Below are 19,604 nucleotides of genomic sequence, written 5' to 3'. Positions count from 1 at the left end.
GGTCAAGGCAAGAAACGGCGTCATTTCGTGCTCCCAGGGCAACCAGGCAACGCCCGGGGCCGCTGCACGTGCCCCGACCAAGGGCCCTGGGCAGTCGGACGGCTGCGCAGCAAGCGTTCAGCAGGATTGCAGGCCGCAGGGAGCGGGTAAGAGGAAGACGGGGGGCGCATGTGAGGCCCTGAGGGAGCGCCGAAGATGGCGGTGTTCGACAAACTGAGATCCTGGTTTGGCCGGATGCAGCCCATCCGACCCGGCGCCGAGCTGGACGATCGCCGGGATGCCTTCCGGTCAGCCGTGGCGCTGGCCCGCCAGCGGGAACTGGCAGCCCGGCCCCTGTTTGATCAGTTGCAGTTTGCCTTGCGAACGGCCGAAAGTCCGGTGCCGATCGACCGCGCCACCATTCCTTTGGACCTCGCGTTGGGGCCCAGTCGCATCAAAGAAATGGCCGCCCAGATCAAGCTGTCCGTGTATCTGAAATTCAACATCACGGCGCTGCTCGACCATTATCGCGACAACCAACAGGAACTGAAGAAGGCCGAGCGGGCCGCCGAATTGCTGGAAAAGAACAGCGAAATTCAGGTGCAGGCCGAGGCGCTGGAAATCATCCACGGACTTTACCGCAACCTGCTCGCCAGTCGGGAGATGTTCCGTGATTACCCGCTGTTCTACGACATGTTCGCGACCTTGCCGTTCGAGCCAGCCGACGAAGCGGAGCCCGCGCGCGGAGGCGCTCGCTCGACGGTTCCGGAGGACTTGAATCATCTGCTCTCGGATGAAGCCCCGACCGGAGTCGGGGGCGAATTTCTCCAGGGAGAAGACGAAGAGGACCTGCTGCATCCCGAGGCCATGCTCACGACCTTGAGCGTGACCTCGGTCGAACTGGACCTGGGCATGGACCTCATCAATTTGGTCGATCCCGCCCTTGGTGGCGACATGATGTCTCGCATCGGTCCGATGCGCGCGGACATTGCCCAGGACCTGGGGTTCATCTGTCCTGGGGTACGCATCAGTGACAACGTGGAGTTGCGTCCCAACGCCTACGTGATTCGCGTCCGGGGCCACGCGGTGGCCGAAGGGGAGCTGGTGCTGGGCTATCACCTGGCCGTCGAGAGTCCCCACGCGGATGCCATGCCGCCTCAAATTGCCGGTTTCGCCACCCGCGACCCGGTCACGCGCAGGCCAGCCATCTGGGTGCCACGCGCCGCTGGCACCCGCCTGCGTAACCTGGGCTACACCGTGCTGGAATGCAATGAATTGCTGGCCCGACACCTGGAGGCCACCATTCGCCGCCACGCCCACGAAATGTTCGCCATGGAAGAGCTGACGGTCATGCTCGACTTTCTGAGGGAACGCCACCCCCAGACCATCGAAGCCGTGCTCGCTGAGAAATTGGAACTGTGCGACTACCACCAGATCTTGAAAAATTTACTGCGGGAGCAGGTCAGCATCCGAGACCAGTTGACCATTCTGGAGACGCTGGCAGTCGCGGCCAAACCAGTTCATCCGTTCTATCTGGCGAACCAGTTCGGTCCCAACCGGGCCACCGTGGAAAACCTCATGCTGATGGAAATGGCGGCGCAGATCCGACCGTTGAACGATCCCCTGGTGCTGACTGAACTGGTCCGCAAGGCACTCTCGCGCCAGCTGTGTGCCGCGGTGGCCAATCCAGACCAGGTGATCGACGTGATCCTCCTCGATGCCTCGGTCGAGGGCGCCCTGCTGGACGGTATCCAGACAGGTACGCTGGGCCAGACCCTGTCCCTGAGTTCCTCGCAGCGGGACTTGTTGACGAGTCGGCTGGTAGTCCAATGTGGCCATCTCGACCAGCCAGTGGTGCTGTGTGACCCTCGCATCCGACCATTCATGCGGGACCTCTGTCAGCGCGAACTTCCCCACCTGACGGTGCTGTCGTTTGCGGAGATTCACCCGCAGTACCAGGCCCAGGGCATCGGGACCGTCAGCCTGATTGGCAGCTAGCGAAAGGGCTCCCGCCTTCTCCGGACGCGCGCCGCCCAGGGGACGAGGAACACGTCTGGGGGCCACTCAGCCCAAGCAGGCCTGAGCCATCACGCGTTGGGGATCATCAAGACCTGGCCGGGATGAATGATGCGCGCGTTGCGAATCCGTTCTCGGTTCATCTGCCAGATGGCCTGCCAGCGGCGGCCGTTACCCAGTTGCGATGAGGCAATCGTGTAGAGGCAATCCCCGGGACGAACGCGATAAGTGGACCGGCCCGAACGCCCGGCCACCGACACCGTCGGCAAGCTCAAGTTTTGCCCCACCCGCAGGAAAGACGGATTGGGAACACTGTCGCGGTTGGCCTGATAAATTTCGTTCCACCGTCCCGCACTGCCGAGGGTTCGCTTGGCAATGCCAGACAGGGTGTCCCCGGGGCGCACCCGATACAGGGCGCCACCGCCCGCTGGTGCCTGCGCCTGATGCTCGGAAAGATGATAGCGCGCCTGAGGCAGGCGGCGGGGAATGACCACATGCGCCGTCTCCGCGTGCCCACCGTGCGCCACGGTACGCGTGGCACGGGGGCGCAACGGCAGCGCGGGGGTGGACATCTGGCGATCGGTGTCGTGGGAGGCCAGGTGAGAAGCGCCCCCGTGGGCGGCAGCCGACTTGCCGGCGTGCCCGCCGTGAGACGCGGCGCTGGCGTGCGCCCCCCCATGCGCCTCAGGCGCGGCATGAGACGTTGGCGCATCGTGACCACCCGGGTGGGCGGCCAATGCCGCATGCCCGGATCCGGCGGCCATTTTGGGGCGGACAGGCAAGCGCACTTCGCGGGTCGCTTTGCCCGCCGCGGCGGCATCGGCAACCGGCTCGTGACCCGACTGATGTCCCCCGGTCGCATCCTTGTGCTCGGCGTGGACCGCTGCGGCGTGCCCGCCGGCCTTGGCCGGAGCGGCATGCGGCGCGGCGTGCCCCCCACCCTTGGACGCGTGAGTCGCGGAGCCGGCACGTCCGCTGTGCGCGGACGCAGAGGGCGCCTTGGCCTCGTGCCCCGGCAGAGAATGGGAGCTGGCGCCGTGCGCGCCAGACTTGTGCGCAGAACCAGCCCCTCCCATCGCGAGGCGCAGTTTGTCTTGCGGCGAGGCCGGTGCGTGAGCCCCGTCAGGCTTGTGGACGCCATGCGCCCCCGCGGCGTGCGGCAATTTGGCGTCGAGTTCGGGTTTCGCAGGCAAATGGGCCTCTGCCCCCTTGGCCCGAGGCCGAACAGGAAGTTTCAGTTCGGGCACACCGGGTTTCGCCGGCGACTTGGGGGCCGTCAGGTGCGGGGCGTGACCCGCCCCGCCGTGCGCCAGTTTGGGGCCTTCCAGCGCCCGGCCCGCTCCGCCTGGCCGCGTCGGGCTCAACGCATCCGAAAGACCCGAACGACCGGCGGACGCGCCCGCAGCCGCGCCACGAGCGCCCCCGGCGCCAGCCGAGGCCAGACCCTTGAGCGGCTTCATGGACACCAGGTTGCGTGCCGACATCTGGGTCCGATCCAGCAGGTACATGTCGTACCCGTCCTTCTCGAAGCTGAGCAAGTCGGTCTCCAGATATCCCTCCGACAGCGTCGCCTGGCCCTGCGTGTCGGTGGTGCCGATCAGACGCTCTTCCATCGTCTTGATCTGAACCCCTGAAACGCCTTGCCCCGTCACGGAGTCGATGACCCGAACCAGCGGCGCATTGGCGACGGCAAACCCCTTGGGGCTGTCCTCGGCCGCGTGGGCAGCCTGAATCAGCGCCGGCGTGCCGGTAAAAAACATCACCAGGGCTGCGGACACCCGACTGGCAAAGGCACTCAGCTGCTGGCGCAGACGACGCGTGCGCCGGCGAAGCGAGTCGACATTGATCATGCCGGGGGGCAGCAGGCCGTCACGCACCTCGTCGCCCAGTTCCCCGAGCTGCTGCAAAATGGCCTGAGACTTGACCGGTACGTCCTCCAGCATCGCCTCGAGCATCAACAACTCGAGCACCAGATCTTCCTCGGGTTGCTCCACCGCCACGCAGTTCGACAGAATGCGCGCGATCTCCCCGAGGTCTGTCACCTTCTCGCCGGAATCATAATCAGGGCGTTCGCCGCGACTTCCAACGAACTCGCGCCGCTGGTTGAGCAGGAAGGCACCGATGGGATCCACTCCCGCAGGAGCGGTCACCTGGGTGCGATTGCGACGCGACGAGTAAGACGGAGAGGCGTTCATGACAGGTTACAAAACCTCGAGCCGGGTGTGCCCCGCGGATAACATAAACATCATATCACTGCGAGCGACGGCTTTGTCGTCGCGCGCCGGAACGCCGCGAGAGGAAACAACTTGGGGACGTTCACATGAAGATGAATACCAGGTCTGAGTAACATAAAACTGTGATCGATGCCGCGAATTTGGTGTGACGAATCAAACGTTTCGGTCACGCCTGTCACATTCCTGAGGCTGGGAGCTCTGTTAAGGTGGGGCCACTTTGCACTGATAGGGGAGGCATTTGACGTTGTCGGCACGCGTCCGCGTTCGCTTTGCGCCGAGTCCAACCGGATACCTGCACGTGGGCGGGGCACGCACCGCCCTGTTCAATTGGTTGTTCGCACGCAAACACGGCGGCACTTTCATCCTGCGGGTCGAGGATACGGACCAGGCTCGTTCCAGCGAGGAGTCCACCGCTGCCATCTTCGAAGGCATGCGCTGGCTCGACCTCCCCTGGGACGAGGGTCCCGGTGCCGCAGAGCCTCACGGTCCCTACTTCCAGACCCAGCGCCTGGACCTGTATCAACGGTACGCCGATCGCCTGATTGCCGCGGGTCAGGCCTACCGCTGCTATCTGTCGGCGGACGAACTCCAAGCCCTGCGTGAGGCCCAGAAAGCCCGGGGAGAGGAACCTCGGTTCGATCGTCAGTGGTCGACCATCGACGAGGCCACCCGCCAACGCTACGAAGCCGAGCAGCGACCGAGCGTGATTCGCTTTCGAGGACCCGAGGCCGGGACGATCGTGGTGCAGGATGCCCTGCGTGGCGAAGTGGTCTTCGATGCCGCCCAGATGGTGGAAGACTACGTGCTGATCAAGTCGGACGGAATCCCCACCTACAATTTCGCGGCGGTGGTCGACGACATCGAGATGGCCATCACGCACGTGATTCGCGGAGACGATCACCTCAGCAACACGCCCAAACAGGTGGCGGTCTATCAGGCTCTGGGCGCTTCCGTGCCTGTCTTCTGCCACCTGCCGATGATTCTCGGCCCTGACCGGGCGAAACTCTCCAAGCGACACGGCACCACCTCCGTGATGAAGTTCGCGGACGATGGCTTCCTGCCCGAAGCGCTGGTGAATTACCTGGTCCGCCTGGGCTGGTCCCACGGAGACCAGGAATACTTCACCCGGGACGAGATGATCGCGGCCTTCAGTCTGGAAGGTCTCAACAAGAGTGCGGCCGTCTTCGACTTCGCCAAACTCGAAGCCATGAACGCCCATTATATCCAGCACACCACCCCCGAACGCCTGCTACCTGACATGATCCGGCGCTGGGAGCAGGCCGGCCTCCCCGTGGCCAGCAAGAGCGAAGCAGAGCGGTGCTCCATCATTCGCAGCCTGCAAGTACGCAGCCGGACGTTGGTTCAGATGCTGGAGGGCAGCCGACCCTTCTTCGACCTGCCCCTCGAATTCGAGGCGGAGGCTGTGGCCAAGCATCTCGACGCCCCGGGGCTTACGGCCTTGAGGTCCCTGCGGGATACGCTCGCCGCGCTGTCCGAGTGGGAAGAGAGCAACCTTGAGGCGGTGGTGAAGGCCTTGGCGGCGGAGCGTGGCATCAAACTGGGCGCCTTGATTCAACCCGCCCGCGTGGCCCTGACGGGCCGGGCGGCCAGCCCCGGTATCTACGAGGTGCTCACCCTGCTGGGCCGAGACCTGTCACTTCGCCGCCTCGACCACGTGATCAGTGGCCAGCCGATGGCCCCCCGGTAGACGGAGCACGCATGGGACCGCAACGCCTCCGGGGCCATTACGATGAATCTCCCAGCAGGACCACACCGCTTGGACGCAAAACCACCCGTCTGAAATCGGAAGGAGCCGGGAGGGGGCCGACCGGGCCGGGCTATCAGACCGGTCAACTCCGGCTACCGCCCTCCCGCCGGCGCAAGGTTTCACGCCTCAAGCGAGCGGTGCGGGCGGGGGTTTTCCTGACCTTCTGCCTGAGCCTCCTGGGAGCCTTGGGATATGCCTCCGCATCGATGCTGATGGATGGCTTCAACACGGAGCGCAAGCGTCAACCGACGGCCGCGGAGATCGCCAAGGGCCTGGTCCCCACCGCTGCGCGACGCGCCATCCTGGTCCTCGGCACCGATCTCAATTACGGCGAGGGCTACAAGACCTCGGCGGGTCCGGTCCGCAGCGACACGATCCTGGTCTTGGGCGTGGGGCCTGCCGGCAAACACCTCGACATCGTCTCGATCCCACGTGACACGCGGGTGCTGGTGCGCGGACGCTGGGACAAGGTCAACGCCGCGTTCCACGTCGGTGGGCCGAAGCTGGCTTCCGACGTCGTGTCGAAATTGCTTGGCATTCCCATCCAGCACTGGGCCCAGGTCAACACCACCGGCCTGGAAAAACTGGTGGATGTCGTGGGTGGCGTCAAACTCTACATCGATCGCGACATGCACTACGTGGATCGGACGGCCGGCTTGCGGATCGACTTTCAGCGGGGCTGGCATCGGCTGAATGGCGCAGATGCGCACCGTTACGTTCGCTTCCGCCACGATGGGCTGGGCGACATCGGACGGGTCCAGCGGCAGCAGCAATTCATGCAAGCCGTGACCGATCAGGTGCTCTCGCCCGATACCTTGTTGCGCGTCCCTCGGATGCTTCACACCATCAAGAGCAACGTGAAGACCAACATGACGGGGCCCGAACTGGTTCAGCTGGCAACGTGGGGAGCCAGCTTGGAACGCAGTGACGTGCGCATGGTCATGCTGCCAGGCACCTTCAGTGGCGCGCAGTACAAGGGCAGTTACTGGCTGGCCAATGGCACCCGCGCGAGACAGCTGGGTCATCGCCTGATGGGGCTGGAGCCCGCGGTCGACGCCAAACGCGCCACTCGCCGCCAGCGCACGGTCACCGTGCTGAATGGGACCTCGCGCGCCGGTCTCGCCCACACGGCCGCCCGGGAATTGCGGGAGGCAGGCTGGTCCGTTCGGGCCGTGGGCGACGCCTCACTGAGGACGTTGTCTCGCACTCGTGTGATCAGCCAGACCGGTCACAGCCAGCTCGCCGGCATGGTCGGCAAGGATCTCGGGGTCAGCCCCGACCGCGTCAACGCCTCGGTGGGCGACATCACGACGGACTTCACGGTGCTGGTCGGCGAGGACTACGCCGGAGAACTCGGCCTGGCCGCCCGGCCCTGAGCCATTCGGCGAGGGCCAGGCGATCACCCCGGGCAAGGGGCGCGCAGCGCGGACCTACTTGGCGTCTCCCGCCGAGAGCAACTTGGCCTGCCGCACTTCCTTCAGTTTGCGCAGATCCTCATCGGCGTCCCCGCTATCCAGCGCCGCGAACTTCTCTTCGAGCGAATCCGAGTTCAGTTCGTTGAGCGCCGCCGCCTGCGTTTCGCCCGCCAGCACCTTCTGTTCCATGCGCTCGAAGGCCGCCATGGCACTGGACCCTGCCGCCGTCGACAGCGCGCTCTGAATGCGCTGCTCCGCTTCAGCGCGGCGGTGCCGCGCCACCAGCAGGTCCTTCTTGGTGCTGGCCTCGGCAATCTTGGATTCCATCTTGGCCATGCTGGCCTTGAGCGTGGCCACCGACGCCTTTTGCTGTTCCCACTGCTGCTTGAGGCCGTCGGCCGTGGACTGGGAGGTGTTCTTGCGCTTCAGGGCTTCCCGCGCCAGGTCATCCTCGCCCTTATCCACCGCCAGTTCAGCCTTTTGCTGCCACTTGTCAGCGTCATTCTGGGCTTGCTCATACTTCTGGTAGAGCTGTTTTTCCATGGCGATCGCCGTGGCCACCTGCGCCCGCACCTGGGAGAGGTTCTCCTGCAGCTCCACCACAATCTGGGTGACCATCTTCTCAGGGTCTTCGGCCTTGTCGATCACGTCATTGACGTTGCTTCTCAACAAGCGCACGATGCGGTCCCACAAGCCCATCTCGGACAACCTCCTGAACCAAGCCCCCAGGCCACGGCCGAACCCATTTCGCGCGCGGCACCGGCAGGCGAACCCTCAGCGTTGAACCCACGCCCGCCGTGAGCCGGACGCCCGGATACTCTAACACATACCCAGCAGGAGGGGGCAGGGGCCGTGGCTAGGCCCCTGCGGCGGGTTGCGTGAAAGCCGGTTTGAACGACTTGTCATCGACCCGGCTCAGGTCGAGCCCTTGCGGTGGCAGTTTCAGGGTGATCAGGTTGTCTCGCACCAGCGCGTGGTCCACGGTGAAGGGCCGCAGGCCCCAATCGCGCAGAGCTTGAAGTTTACCCGGTGTGTGATCCGCTCCCCAGGCCAGCACGGTCCGGGGGGGAAAGGCCGCCAGTTGCCGGGCCGCCTGAGCCAGCAGGCGCGGATACAAATCGTCCCGCCCGGGAAGGGCCAGCACATGCACCGTATGGGGCAATTCGCGCCATTGGGCCACCACCCTCACGTAACCGACCAGCTGACCGTGCTCCTCGAGAACCCAGCGTTGTTCGTCTTGCTGATGAGCCCGGCGCCGCAAGGCCGATGCGCCGAAGTCGAGCCAAGTTCGGTCGAAATCGGCAACGGTTCTCCCATCGACGGCTCGCACGGCGGCAGGCAGGGCATCGGTATACATTTGAAAGAGCGGCTGGGCATCGCTGCGACGATAGGGGCGGAAACCGACCGTGGGGGCCGTGTCATCCGGTGGGGGTGGCTGGTCGGCTCGAAAGTAGGTGGTCGAGCTGTATCGTCTGAAGCCCAGCTTGTCGTAGAAGCCGAGGGCCGGGGCGTTGTCCTGGTCGACCTCCAGCGTGAAGGTTTTCACCCCGCGGGCACCGTAGGTATCGAAGACCCCTTCCACCAGGCGTCGCCCGATGCCTCGACCCTGGGCCTCCGGCGCCACCGCCACGAAGTCGATGTGCCAGCGGGTTTGCTCGCGGTTGCCAGGCGTGGTCTGGATGAAGCCGAGCAACCGGCCCTGGTCATCCCAGACATGCATCTCGAGCGTATGACGATAAGGGTTGGGAAACAGGCTCAGCCCCTTGAGCAGCGGGTAGAGTCGTTTCCAGCGCAGGACCTGCGCACCGATATCTACCCCGCGCCGCCCATACTCCTCGCGGAAGGCGCTGATGAAGATGCGCCGGACCTGGTCCAGGTCACGATAGCGAACGCGACGGAACATGGGCGTTCTCCAGGGCGTCGTGGGCTCCAGCGGCGTGTGGCCGCAGCACCACGATGGGCGTTTGCTCGGCCGCATTGCCGAAAGGATTGTCGAGCAGCCAGGTGGAGACCTGGCTGGCCTGCACGCCGGGCGTCACCGCCAGCACCATCGCGCGCTTCAGGTCATTGGCATCCACGATCGCGGCCTCCATGCCCGTGCGGGCCTTGATGCGCGCCACCACCTGGTCCGGCTGGTCTGGCCCTGCCACGATGTATTTGTCGAAGGGCGGCATGGTGCCCGTGATGTCATCAATGAGTTCGGCGGGTTGGCCGGCCACTTCGTACATCACCCCCTTGCGTCCCAGCAGCTTGCCGAGCGCGCCCAGAAAAAAGGCGGCCACCATACGCGCAGCCCCCACGTCGTTCATGGCGAGCTGGAAGCCGTGACGCGAACTGAGGCTGCCCTTGGAAGGGACGAAGAAGCACAGGCGCTTGGCCCAGAAGCCCGGGCGCACCGCCGTCGGGCGGAAATAGCGCCCCTGGGTAATGGCCACCACGCTCTCCGCGACCGCCACCACGTCCCCGGGTTGCCGGAAGGAGCGGGTCGCCGTGTCGATCACCTCGACGATGTCGTCGGCGTCGGTCAGCAGAGGCGTCGGCACGCACTGGATGGCCACGCCCTTGCCCTGAAGCGCCGGCGGCAGCGGTTTCGGCGTAGCCAGGGGGAGCACCCAATCGGTCTGAAAGGTCTGCAAGTCGACGCGCCCGTAGGTGTCATAGGCCACCTGCACCACCACCGCGTGCAACAGGCTCAGGGCCTCCGGTTCCCCGCGCAGGGTCACCCGCACGTCCATCTCGCAGGACTCCCCGGGGCCGAGCAGACAGGCTGCCCAGTAGCCGTCAGCGCGCCCCTCGTCCGTCAAGGCATGCACGGAGACCGAGGCATCGACGGCCCACGCGGCCGCCGCTTCGCGCTTGAGCAGGCGAACGCTGGGCCGCACGTCGACCAGGGTCTGCTCGTAAGCCAGGTTGTGGTTGTGGAAGGGCACCGCCACCCGGAAGCGACGCTCGCCGGCCGGGGCGGGCAACTCTTCCCAGGCGCCCCGCCGCCGCACCATCAGCTCGATCGTGCGGGTGTCCCGCAAGCGATAGAGACCCTCGAAGGCCGCTGTTCCGAGCAGCAACGCGCCCACGGCCCCACCCAGAGATGTCAGCAATCCGTCCATGTTCCCTTTCCGACCGGCGCAGGCCGCGGCCTTCTGGCGGGTGGTTCTGACAGGCCCTGCCATCGACGGTCCAGAATGCCTCATTCTAGACCAGGCGCAGGCCCCTGACAAACCTCCAATGTTGGCCGTATGGCTATTTAAGCCGATTGGCGGTACAACTGGGATGACGGCCGTCACCGCTTCCCTGGCGCCCACTGCGCGATGCCGGCCCCCGCCCCTCTCCATTCAGGAGCCCCGCCTTGGATTACACCGAAATTGCAGTTCATAGCCCTCCGCTGCTGACCGAGTCCCTGGCCTGGCACCTCCAAGACCTCGGGGGCCAGGGCATCGTCATCTCGGAGATTCCCGCCGAGGGCCCGGTCCCCGCGGAACTGGCCGTCAAGCTGTACCGGCCCGGCACCCCGGAAACACTGGCGGACTGGCGGGCGGAACTGGAGGCGCGCCTGAGCGGGCTGGCCCCTCACTTCCCCGGAGCGACGTGGCGGGTGGAAGTTCGTCTGGTCCCCTCCGAAGACTGGGAGCATAGCTGGAAGCGCCACTGGCACACCCTCGAGGTGGGCGATCGCCTGGTGGTCAAGCCGTCCTGGGAAACCTGCGACACCCCCGGCAAGCTCATCATCGACCTCGACCCGGCCCAGGCGTTCGGCACGGGCACGCACGCCACCACCCAGCTGTGCATGCGCGGGCTCGAAGCGGTGCTGGCGGACCTCGACGCCCCGGCGGTTCTCGACGTGGGCACGGGCAGCGGAATCTTGGCGATCGCCGCCTTGTTGCTGGGAGCGCGCCAGGTGGTGGCCTGTGACATCGACCCGGTGGCCGTGCAGGCGACCCGTGAGAACGCCGAGCGCAATCAGGTGGCTGACCGCCTGGAGGTGCTGGTGGGCGACGTGACCGTGCTGAAGGGTCAGGCGGAGGTGGTGGTGGCCAACATTCTGGCCGAGGTGATCGCCCCGATCGCCAGCGACCTCTACGCGCGCACCCGGCCCGGCGGGACCTTGCTGGCCTCCGGGATCATCCGGGCCCGCGAGTCGTTGGTGCAAGAGGCCTTGCTGGAGGCTGGCTTCGCCCTGGCGGACAGCCAGTACCAGGGCGAATGGGTGCTGGTAACGGCCACTCGGCCGAGCTGAAGGGGCAGCGTTCCCAGCCGACTGGCACCCGGCTGTGACGCCGCCCGCCCGACGGACGCGTCGTCACGGGTCGCGAGGCTGGCCTCGATTGGACGTTCAGGGGGTTCATCCGCTACGATACGCTCGCTGGCTCGAGGGGGATCTCCATGGATCCGCGCATCATCCCGTTGTTTCCGCTGAACGTGGTGCTCTTTCCGGGGATGGTCTTGCCCCTCCGGATCTTCGAGCCCCGCTACCGTCTGATGGTGAGCCGTTTGCTGGCCGCCGATCGCCAGTTCGGCGTGGTGATGATCCGCGAAGGCGAGGAAGCGGGAACACCGGCGACGCCCCACGAGGTCGGCACCGTCGCAGAGATCACGCGCCACGAGATGTTGCCCGACGGGCAGATGATGATCGTCGCCGTTGGCGTGCGTCGTTTTCGGACGCTCGAACGCGTCGAGGGGGAGCCGTATCAGCAAGCCCTGGTCGACGACATCGACGAGGGCGATCCCAGCGCCCCCGTCGATACGGACCTGATGGCGGATGCCTCCGAAGCGTTGGAGTCCTACCTGAAAGGCCTGTCTGCCGTCACCAACGTGACGATCTCGCTCCCGGACGAGCCGCTCTCGCCGATCGATCTCTCTTACCTGATGGCCGCCTCCGCGCAGGTCGACCACGAGCGCAAGCAGGCCCTGCTCGAAACGGTGGACGTGCAGGAACGTCTGCGCAAGGTGCTCGCCATCGTGCGGAAAGAAAATGACCGGATCGAGGCCTTCCTGGCTCGCGGTCGCAGCCGCGGCGACTTCTTTTACAGGGGCTTCCGCCTCTCCCTGAACTGATAGCGGCGCCCCAGTCACGCGTCGAGGGAGCGCTGTCCGGCCCCAAGCGCCCGCGTGAAGACGTCCCCCCTCACCGGTAGCGTGGATGCGTCTTCAGGTCGGACAGGAACATGGCATACACCTCGCCGGTGGCCGGTCGCACCGCGAACATCATCAACGGCTTGGCGTCCGGCTTGTCGCGTGGAACCACCACCCAGACCTCGGCCCGTTCGTTGGCGCTGGGCGGCGAGCCAGGCCAGAGGACCTCCCCCGTGGCCGGGACCACCAGGATGTTCTTGGGCAGACCAGGCACGCTCTGAAGGTAGCCCTGCACCCGGGTGGCAGCCTGCTCCATGGGATTGGGTAGCCCCTCGGCCGCCTCCCCGGTTCCTCCCAGCAGCGCCCACAATCCGACCGCAAGTATGGCTCGACGCACGATGGGCTTCTCCGTTTCGCTATGGGGCTACCGACGGGACCATTCTAGAGCACCCCTCAAGTCTTCGCCCGGTAGATGACGCCTCACGACGCCAGGGAGGTCTTCGAGCGGGCACGGGTTAAAATTTGATTGTGGCGAGTTGTCGGAAAGTGGTACACTGCTGCGTGAGGCACCCTGGCGGTGCCAGCCCCCGGCGAGCTCACTTCACCGTGGCCGCCCATGACGGACGCCTTCGTCCACAGACAAGCATCTGTGACCGCGCGGCGTCACGTGTCGAGGAGTCGATTCCCCATGATCACCAAAGAGAAAAAGCAATCGCTGATCGCCGAGCACCGCGCTAGCGAGTTGGACACGGGTTCTCCCGAAGTTCAGATCGCCCTTCTGACCGAGCGGATCCAGAACCTGACGGGTCACCTGAACGCCAACAAGAAGGACTTCTCGACCCGTCGTGGGTTGCTCAAGATGGTCGGCCGTCGCCGTCGTCTCTTGAACTACCTGCACAAGACCGATCTGGCCCGTTATCGCGCCATCATCGAAAAGCTCGGACTTCGCAAGTAGTCACTGGAAGAGGCGGGATATTCCCGCCTCTCTTTCGTAAAAACGGAAACTTTTTTGTAGGCAGTGGGCGGCAGACCGCCGCCCCGAGATGGAAGGCAGTAGTAAAAACGCATGTCCGCAACCAAGAAAGCCAAGGCGCCCGCCACCGCCGCGCCCGAGGTCCACACGTTCAAGACCAACCTCGGCGACAAGGAGCTCACCATCGAGGTGGGCAAGCTGGCCAAGCAAGCCAATTGCGCCGTGACGGTGCAGTGCGGCGGCACGATGGTGCTGGTCGCCGCGACCGCCTCGAAGTCGCCCCGTGAAGGCATCGACTTCTTCCCCCTGCTGGTCGACGTCGAGCAGAAAATGTACGCCGTGGGTCGCATCCCGGGCAGCTTCATGCGCCGGGAAGGCCGGGCTTCGGAGAGTGCGATTCTGAACTCGCGCCTGATCGACCGTGGCATCCGTCCGCTGTTCCCCGATGGCTATCGCAATGACGTCCAGGTGACGGTCACCGTGCTGTCGAGCGACAAGGAAAACCAGCCGGACGTGCTCGGTATCCTGGGCGCCGGTGTGGCGTTGACGCTCTCCAGCATCCCCTTCGCGGGGCCGTTCGCCGGTGTGCGGGTGGGACGCGTCAATGGCAAATGGGTGCTCAACCCGACCTACTCGCAGGAATCTGAGTCGGACATCGACCTGGTGGTGGCCGGCACCAATGACGCCATCATGATGGTCGAGGCCGGCATGAAGGAAGTGCCCGAGGCCGAGGTCCTGGAAGCGCTCGAGCTCGCTCACAGCGCGATCCGCAAGCTGTGTGAGTGGACCAACAAGATGCACGCCGTGGCCGGCAAGGCCAAGCTGGCCGTGAACGTCACGGGCCTGGCGCCTGAACTGGTGGCGCACGTCAACAAGCTCGGCGCCAAGAAGCTGACGGAAGCCATGAGCAACCCCGACAAGCTCGCGCGTCAGGATGCGATCGAGGCCTGCAAGGCGGCGCTGGTGGAAGAACTCCTGGCCCTGCCCGAGAGCAACGCGATCGGCAAGCTGCTGGCCGCGGCTCCCAAGGACGCCAAGAAGGCCGTCGAGCACCTGGAAGAAGACGTCTTCCGCAAGCTCGTCACCGAGAAGGGCATCCGCGTCGACGGCCGCAAGCTGGACGAGATCCGCCCCATGTACGTCGAGACGGGCCTGGTGCCGCGGGCGCACGGGTCGGGGCTGTTCCAGCGTGGTCAGACCCAGGTCTGCACCGTGTTGACGCTGGGTTCGCCCGGCGATGCCCAGAAGATCGACACGATCGACCCGGAAGTCTCCCGCCGCTACATGCACCACTACAACTTCCCCGGCTACTCGGTCGGTGAAGTGCGCCCGAACCGCGGGGCCGGTCGCCGGGAAATCGGCCACGGCGCCCTGGCGGAGCGCGCGCTCAAGCCTGTGTTGCCGGAAGCGGTCGAGTTCCCTTACACCATCCGCCTGGTCTCCGAAGTGTTGGAATCCAACGGCTCCTCGTCGATGGCCTCCACCTGCGGGTCGACCCTGGCCATGCTGCACGGCGGCGTGCCGCTCAAGCGGCCGGTGGCGGGCGTTGCGATGGGTCTGATCAAGGAAGGCGAGCGCTTCGCGATCCTGACGGACATCCAGGGCATCGAAGACCACCTGGGTGATATGGACTTCAAGGTCACGGGCACCGACCGCGGCATCACCGCCCTGCAGATGGACATCAAGATCACCGGGATCGAGATCGAAGTCATGCAGGTCGCGCTGGAGCAAGCGCGCAAGGGCCGCCTGGAGATCCTCGACGTGATGAACGCCGTCATCTCCGCCCCCGGCGAGATGAGCCCCTACGCGCCGCGTATGGCCACCATCAAGATCAACCCCGAGTACATCGGCACCCTGATCGGTCCCGGCGGCAAGAACATCCGCAAGATCACCGAGGAAACCCAGGCCAAGATCGACATCGACGACACGGGCCTGGTGACCATCATGTCCAGCGACGGCGCGATGATGCTGAAGGCCCGCCAGTGGGTCGAAAAGCACACCCGCGAGGTGGAACCGGGTGGTATCTACCTGGGCAAGGTCGTCCGCATCCTGAACTTCGGCGCCTTCGTCGAACTGTTCCCGGGCAAGGACGGCTTGGTCCACATCTCGCAGCTGGCGCCGCAACGGGTGGCCAAGGTCGAAGATGAGGTCAACATCGGCGACGAGATCATCGTCAAGGTGGTGGAGGTCGACGCGCAGGGCCGCGTGAACCTGACCCGCAAGGGTGTCACGCCCGAAGAGGCGGCCTCGATCCAACCGCAGGCCTGAACCGGTGAGACCGGGCAGCCGACCGGCGCCCTTGGATGTCGGTCGGCCCTCGGAAGCCCATCAACCAGCCAACGAGGTCCCGGGTGGGTCAATCCGGGACCTCGTTTCATGGGACCATCGGGCGATCGCCCCCGCCCGCAGAGAGGGAAGCCATGCAAGACGCGCCCGTAAGCAAGGTCACGCTCCCCAACGGGGTGCGCGTTTTACTCGACTGGATGCCGCAGGCGCGCTCCGCCGCGATCGGCTTCTGGCTGGACACCGGCAGCTGCGATGAGCCCGCCGGGCTCGAAGGCGCCTGTCATTTCCTCGAGCACATGCTCTTCAAGGGCACCGCTCGGCGCAGCGCCTTGCAGATTGCCCAGGCCTTGGAGGTGACGGGCGGCTCCCTGAATGCCTTCACGGACAAGGAGCACACCTGTTTTCACGCCCGCGTGCCGGCAGAGGACGTGCCCGAAGCGCTGGACGTGCTGGCGGACATGCTGGTCGCCTCCGTGCTCGACCCCGGTGAACTCCGGCGGGAAAAGGCCGTGGTGATCGAAGAGATCAAGATGTACGAGGACACGCCGGACGACCTCGCGCAGGAACTGACCTACGCCAAATTCTGGCCGACCCACGCGCTCGGCCGACCGGTCACGGGGACGGCCGCCAGCGTGCGCCAGCTGTCCCGCCGCAAACTGCAGGACTTCATGGCGCAGCACTACACCGCCAACCGTCTGGTGGTCGCGATCTCCGGCCAGTTCGAGCGAGACCGCACCCTGGCCCAGCTGGCGCAGGCGCTGCAAGCTTTGCCCGCGGTCGGGGTGCCCAAGCTCTCCCCCGAGCTGGTCTCCCAGGGCGGGCGCACGCTGCGCTACCGGGACGTCGAACAGGCCCAGCTCGTGGTGGCCGCCCCGGCCCTGGCGATCACCGACCCGGACCGCTACACCCTGGCCGTGCTGAATGCGGTGGTGGGCGGCGGGATGAGCAGCCGCCTGTTTCAGGAGGTGCGGGAGAAGCGCGGGCTGGTCTATGCCATCGGCAGCGGCGAATCGCTGTTTCGGGCTGGGGGGCTGTTCGCGATCAACGCCGGAATGAGCCCAAAGCACCTTCCGACCGTGCTGGGCCTGATCCGGGAGACCTTCGACCAGCTGGCCCAGGGCGAGGTCGGCGAGGCCGAGCTGCAGCAGGCTCAGCGCCAGCTGAAAGGGAGCCTCAAGCTGGCCCTGGAGGTCCCCAGGCACCGCATGATGCGCGTCGCACAGGACGAGCTGTATTTCGGGCGAGAGCTGGGCATGGACGAGATGCTGGCCGCGATCGACGCGGTGACCCCGGCGGCCGTCGCCGCCATGGCCGCCCGCTTGCTGGGGCCCGAGGGGCTACACACCACGGTGGTCGGACCGCTGCGGCGCTGGCCCGCAGGCCTCGCAGCCTAGCTGCGCGGCTCAGGCGCCCTGTGGCGACAGCGCAGGGGCGGGCAGGGCGCCTCAATCGCCAGCGGGAGGCTGAAGCGGCAGCGTGAACCAGGGTGTTGTGCCCCGCCCGATCTCGCTGTCGACGCCCATCTGGCCCCCCTGGCGCTCGATCTGGGAGCGGGCGATCGCCAGCCCGAGCCCCACCCCGCCGCGCGCCCGCGTGCTGCTGGAATCCACCTGATAGAAGCGGTCGAAGACGTGCGGCAGCGCGGCGGTAGGGATGCCGATGCCGGTGTCATGCACCGCCACCCAGGCGTCTTCGCCGTGACGCTCCACGCTCACACTGACGGCGCCACCCGGCGGCGTGAACTTGATCGCGTTGCCCATCACATTGAGCAGCACCTGCAGCAGCCGCGAAGGGTCCGCCATGACCTGCAGGGCCGGCGGATTCTCGCCCAGCGAGGTGCTGACCCGTCCGGCCTGGCCCGCCGGCAGGAGCAAGAGCAGCGCGTGCCCGACGACCTCCAGCAGATCCACCGGGCGAACCTCCACCTGAAAGGTGCCTGCCTCGATGCGGGCGAAGTCGAGCAGGTCATCCACGATCCCGCGAATGCGGGCTTCCGCGGTCTGGATCGCCTGCACGTAGCCGCGCTGGGCAGGCGTCAGTGCACCGTTGGTCTCTTCCTCCAGAAACTCGGCGTAGCCGGCGATCGCCGACAAGGGCGTGCGCAGTTCGTGCGACACCATGCTGATGAAGTCGCCCTTCAGGCGGTCGAGTTCGGTGAGCTTGGCGATCCGGACCGCCTGCGCCTGTTCACTCTCGACGCGCGTCGTCACCTCGATCGCCAGCACGATGCCCTCGATCTGCGCGTCTTCCCCCAACACCGGCAAGGCCAGAACATCCCAGTGACGGGGGCTGGATTTCCCGGGCACGACGTGGACAAAGGGAAGTTGCAGAGGCGTGTCGGTCTTTTTGGTTCTGAAAAGGTTCTTGAGGGATTGGCCCAGCTTGGGAGGTGCCTCAGGGAAGACCGCCTGCAGCGATTGGCCGATCAGATGGTGGCGCGGTCGCTGAGCCATGCGCACGAAGGCCTCGTTCACCCAGGTGCAGACCAGATCGCGCCCGAGATAGGCGATCGCCACCGGCAAGGCCTCCACGATGCGTTCGCTGCGGAGGCGCTGACGCGCCAGATTGCGTAGTCGCTGGTCGATGTCGAGCCTGAAGCGGGCCACCTCTTCTCGCAGCGCCTTGCCCTCTCGCCTGCTCTGTGCCGGCGTCCCGGCCAGCAGCCGGGCTCCGTGGTGCGCCGCGAACTGGGCCAGGTCCGGGCTGGCGGTTGCCCCGTTGGACGGCGGCTCGCCGGCCCCGTTGCCACTCCTTGGAAGTCCACGAGGCCTCGCCGAACGCTTTGTCTTCGCTGGGTCACGCATGGGGCGATCCTGGCACCGGCGCGGCCAGACACAAAGCGGCCAGCGGGCCTCAGCGGGGGAAGGGCCGAAGCGTGCCAATCCCGCTGGGCGGGCCATCGGCCCTGCTGGGCGGGTACAACGAGACAGGCGCTTCCGGCTGAAGCGAACGCCCCCGCCCGCGAGAGACGCCGTGCCCCTACCGCCCGATCCCCAGCAGCTTCAAGCCGCCCTGAGCGAATTGCTCGTCGAGTTCCGCGACTTGCGGGAGGGGCAGGTCCCCGCCTACATTCCAGAGCTGGCCAAGGTCGACCCCGATGGCTTCGCCATCGTGGCCTGCAACGCCGAGGGGCAGCTCTGCGGGGTGGGGGAGGTCGACCAGCTCTTCACGATCCAGTCGATCTCGAAGCCCTTCGTCTACGGCCTGGGTCTCGACGACCACGGCCGGGACTTCGTGAACCGCCGCGTGGGGGTGGAGCCGACCGGCGATGCCTTCAATTCAATCATTACCCTGGACGAACGCTCCAAGCGTCCCCACAACCCGATGGTGAACGCCGGGGCGATCGCCATGGCCAGCCTGATTCCGGGGGAGAACCCCACCGAGCGCCTCAACCGCCTGCTCGATACCTTCGGGCGCTACGTCGGCCATCGCGTGAACGTGGACATGTCCGTGTTCATGTCGGAGCGCACGACCGGGCATCGGAACCGGGCGATCGCCCATCTGATGCTGAACTTCGGCATGATCGACGCCCAGGTCGATGAGGCGCTCGACCTGTATTTCCAGCAGTGCGCCATCATGGTCACCTGTCGCGATCTCGCGGTCATGGCCGCCACCCTGGCCAACCAGGGCATCAACCCGCTGACGGGCGTGCGCGCCGTCCAGCCCAATCACATCAAGGACATTCTCAGCGTGATGTACACCTGCGGCATGTACGATTACTCCGGCGAATGGGTCTATCGCGTGGGTCTCCCCGCCAAGAGCGGCGTCGGCGGCGGCATCATCGCCGTGGTGCCGGGTCGCTGGGGGCTCGCCGTGTTCTCGCCGCGGCTGGACTCCCGCGGCAACTCGGTCCGTGGCATCGC

15 protein-coding genes are annotated in these 19,604 nt (G+C 66.0%); 9 read left to right on the top strand and 6 right to left on the bottom strand.

Annotated elements, in window-relative coordinates; genetic code table 11:
* The first annotated feature begins 201 nt into the window (after nucleotides 1–201).
* Complete coding sequence (locus VKP62_03080) at nucleotides 202–1,977, top strand: FHIPEP family type III secretion protein (protein MEB3196165.1); 1,776 nt, start codon at nucleotides 202–204, stop codon at nucleotides 1,975–1,977.
* 89 nt (nucleotides 1,978–2,066) lie between these two features.
* Here VKP62_03080 and VKP62_03075 read toward each other — a convergent pair whose 3' ends face one another.
* Nucleotides 2,067–4,190 carry a LysM peptidoglycan-binding domain-containing protein gene (locus VKP62_03075; GenBank protein MEB3196164.1) on the bottom strand — a complete coding sequence of 708 codons (2,124 nt, stop codon included), beginning with the start codon at nucleotides 4,188–4,190 and terminating at the stop codon, nucleotides 2,067–2,069.
* 283 nt (nucleotides 4,191–4,473) lie between these two features.
* Between VKP62_03075 and gltX the strand changes: the two genes are divergently transcribed.
* Together gltX and VKP62_03065 are read left to right on the top strand one after the other, a co-directional pair.
* Nucleotides 4,474–5,937 (top strand): glutamate--tRNA ligase, encoded by a 1,464-nt coding sequence (gltX, locus tag VKP62_03070; GenBank protein MEB3196163.1) that lies wholly within the window; start codon nucleotides 4,474–4,476, stop codon nucleotides 5,935–5,937.
* Between the two features lie 11 nt (nucleotides 5,938–5,948).
* Nucleotides 5,949–7,373 (top strand): LCP family protein, encoded by a 1,425-nt coding sequence (locus tag VKP62_03065; protein ID MEB3196162.1) that lies wholly within the window; start codon nucleotides 5,949–5,951, stop codon nucleotides 7,371–7,373.
* A gap of 54 nt (nucleotides 7,374–7,427) precedes the next feature.
* On the opposite strand, the gene VKP62_03060 is transcribed toward VKP62_03065, so the two are convergent.
* From VKP62_03060 to VKP62_03050, 3 genes are all read right to left on the bottom strand, one after another.
* Entirely contained in the window at nucleotides 7,428–8,111 is a 684-nt protein-coding gene (locus tag VKP62_03060; GenBank protein MEB3196161.1) for a PspA/IM30 family protein, read from the bottom strand.
* Nucleotides 8,112–8,268: 157 nt separating this feature from the next.
* Nucleotides 8,269–9,315 carry a GNAT family N-acetyltransferase gene (locus VKP62_03055; GenBank protein ID MEB3196160.1) on the bottom strand — a complete coding sequence of 349 codons (1,047 nt, stop codon included), beginning with the start codon at nucleotides 9,313–9,315 and terminating at the stop codon, nucleotides 8,269–8,271.
* The gene (locus VKP62_03050) at nucleotides 9,290–10,519 is read right to left on the bottom strand and encodes a coenzyme F420-0:L-glutamate ligase (protein ID MEB3196159.1); all 1,230 of its coding nucleotides are present in this window, start codon (nucleotides 10,517–10,519) and stop codon (nucleotides 9,290–9,292) included. The genes VKP62_03055 and VKP62_03050 overlap by 26 nt, the downstream gene beginning before the upstream one ends.
* A 239-nt stretch (nucleotides 10,520–10,758) precedes the next feature.
* On the opposite strand from VKP62_03050, the gene prmA reads away from it, so the two are divergent.
* Both prmA and VKP62_03040 read left to right on the top strand, forming a co-directional pair.
* Nucleotides 10,759–11,646 (top strand): 50S ribosomal protein L11 methyltransferase, encoded by an 888-nt coding sequence (gene prmA, locus VKP62_03045; protein MEB3196158.1) that lies wholly within the window; start codon nucleotides 10,759–10,761, stop codon nucleotides 11,644–11,646.
* A 146-nt stretch (nucleotides 11,647–11,792) separates the two neighbouring features.
* Nucleotides 11,793–12,464: an LON peptidase substrate-binding domain-containing protein gene (locus VKP62_03040; protein ID MEB3196157.1), complete on the top strand. Its 672-nt coding sequence runs from the start codon at nucleotides 11,793–11,795 to the stop codon at nucleotides 12,462–12,464.
* Nucleotides 12,465–12,534: 70 nt separating this feature from the next.
* Here VKP62_03040 and VKP62_03035 read toward each other — a convergent pair whose 3' ends face one another.
* Nucleotides 12,535–12,879, bottom strand: a complete 345-nt coding sequence (locus VKP62_03035) for a hypothetical protein (GenBank protein MEB3196156.1) — start codon at nucleotides 12,877–12,879, stop codon at nucleotides 12,535–12,537.
* A gap of 291 nt (nucleotides 12,880–13,170) precedes the next feature.
* Here VKP62_03035 and rpsO point away from each other — a divergent pair, with 291 nt between their 5' ends.
* From rpsO to VKP62_03020, 3 genes are all read left to right on the top strand, one after another.
* Complete coding sequence (rpsO, locus tag VKP62_03030; GenBank protein ID MEB3196155.1) at nucleotides 13,171–13,437, top strand: 30S ribosomal protein S15; 267 nt, start codon at nucleotides 13,171–13,173, stop codon at nucleotides 13,435–13,437.
* A gap of 111 nt (nucleotides 13,438–13,548) precedes the next feature.
* Complete coding sequence (locus tag VKP62_03025; GenBank protein MEB3196154.1) at nucleotides 13,549–15,723, top strand: polyribonucleotide nucleotidyltransferase; 2,175 nt, start codon at nucleotides 13,549–13,551, stop codon at nucleotides 15,721–15,723.
* Between the two features lie 152 nt (nucleotides 15,724–15,875).
* Nucleotides 15,876–17,135, top strand: coding sequence for a pitrilysin family protein (locus tag VKP62_03020; GenBank protein MEB3196153.1), 1,260 nt, complete (start codon nucleotides 15,876–15,878; stop codon nucleotides 17,133–17,135).
* Between the two features lie 51 nt (nucleotides 17,136–17,186).
* Here VKP62_03020 and VKP62_03015 read toward each other — a convergent pair whose 3' ends face one another.
* Nucleotides 17,187–18,545, bottom strand: coding sequence for an ATP-binding protein (locus VKP62_03015; protein MEB3196152.1), 1,359 nt, complete (start codon nucleotides 18,543–18,545; stop codon nucleotides 17,187–17,189).
* Nucleotides 18,546–18,714: 169 nt separating this feature from the next.
* On the opposite strand from VKP62_03015, the gene glsA reads away from it, so the two are divergent.
* On the top strand, nucleotides 18,715–19,604 hold an 890-nt coding region (gene glsA / locus VKP62_03010; GenBank protein ID MEB3196151.1), incomplete at its 3' end, for a glutaminase A.

The sequence above is a fragment of the Candidatus Sericytochromatia bacterium genome, from assembly GCA_035285325.1.
GTDB lineage: Bacteria > Cyanobacteriota > Sericytochromatia > S15B-MN24 > JAQBPE01 > JAYKJB01.
Note: the sequence above shows the minus strand (reverse complement) of the source record. Positions and strands in the feature narration are given on the sequence as shown.

Coding starts and splice junctions, on each gene's coding strand:
- VKP62_03055 (MEB3196160.1), bottom strand. CDS start 9,315: ATGTTCCGTCGCGTTCGCTATCGTGACCTGGACCAGGTCCGGCGCATC.
- VKP62_03050 (MEB3196159.1), bottom strand. CDS start 10,519: ATGGACGGATTGCTGACATCTCTGGGTGGGGCCGTGGGCGCGTTGCTG.
- VKP62_03065 (MEB3196162.1), top strand. CDS start 5,949: ATGGGACCGCAACGCCTCCGGGGCCATTACGATGAATCTCCCAGCAGG.
- VKP62_03040 (MEB3196157.1), top strand. CDS start 11,793: ATGGATCCGCGCATCATCCCGTTGTTTCCGCTGAACGTGGTGCTCTTT.
- VKP62_03075 (MEB3196164.1), bottom strand. CDS start 4,190: ATGAACGCCTCTCCGTCTTACTCGTCGCGTCGCAATCGCACCCAGGTG.
- VKP62_03020 (MEB3196153.1), top strand. CDS start 15,876: ATGCAAGACGCGCCCGTAAGCAAGGTCACGCTCCCCAACGGGGTGCGC.
- VKP62_03060 (MEB3196161.1), bottom strand. CDS start 8,111: ATGGGCTTGTGGGACCGCATCGTGCGCTTGTTGAGAAGCAACGTCAAT.
- rpsO (MEB3196155.1), top strand. CDS start 13,171: ATGATCACCAAAGAGAAAAAGCAATCGCTGATCGCCGAGCACCGCGCT.
- VKP62_03015 (MEB3196152.1), bottom strand. CDS start 18,545: ATGCGTGACCCAGCGAAGACAAAGCGTTCGGCGAGGCCTCGTGGACTT.
- VKP62_03025 (MEB3196154.1), top strand. CDS start 13,549: ATGTCCGCAACCAAGAAAGCCAAGGCGCCCGCCACCGCCGCGCCCGAG.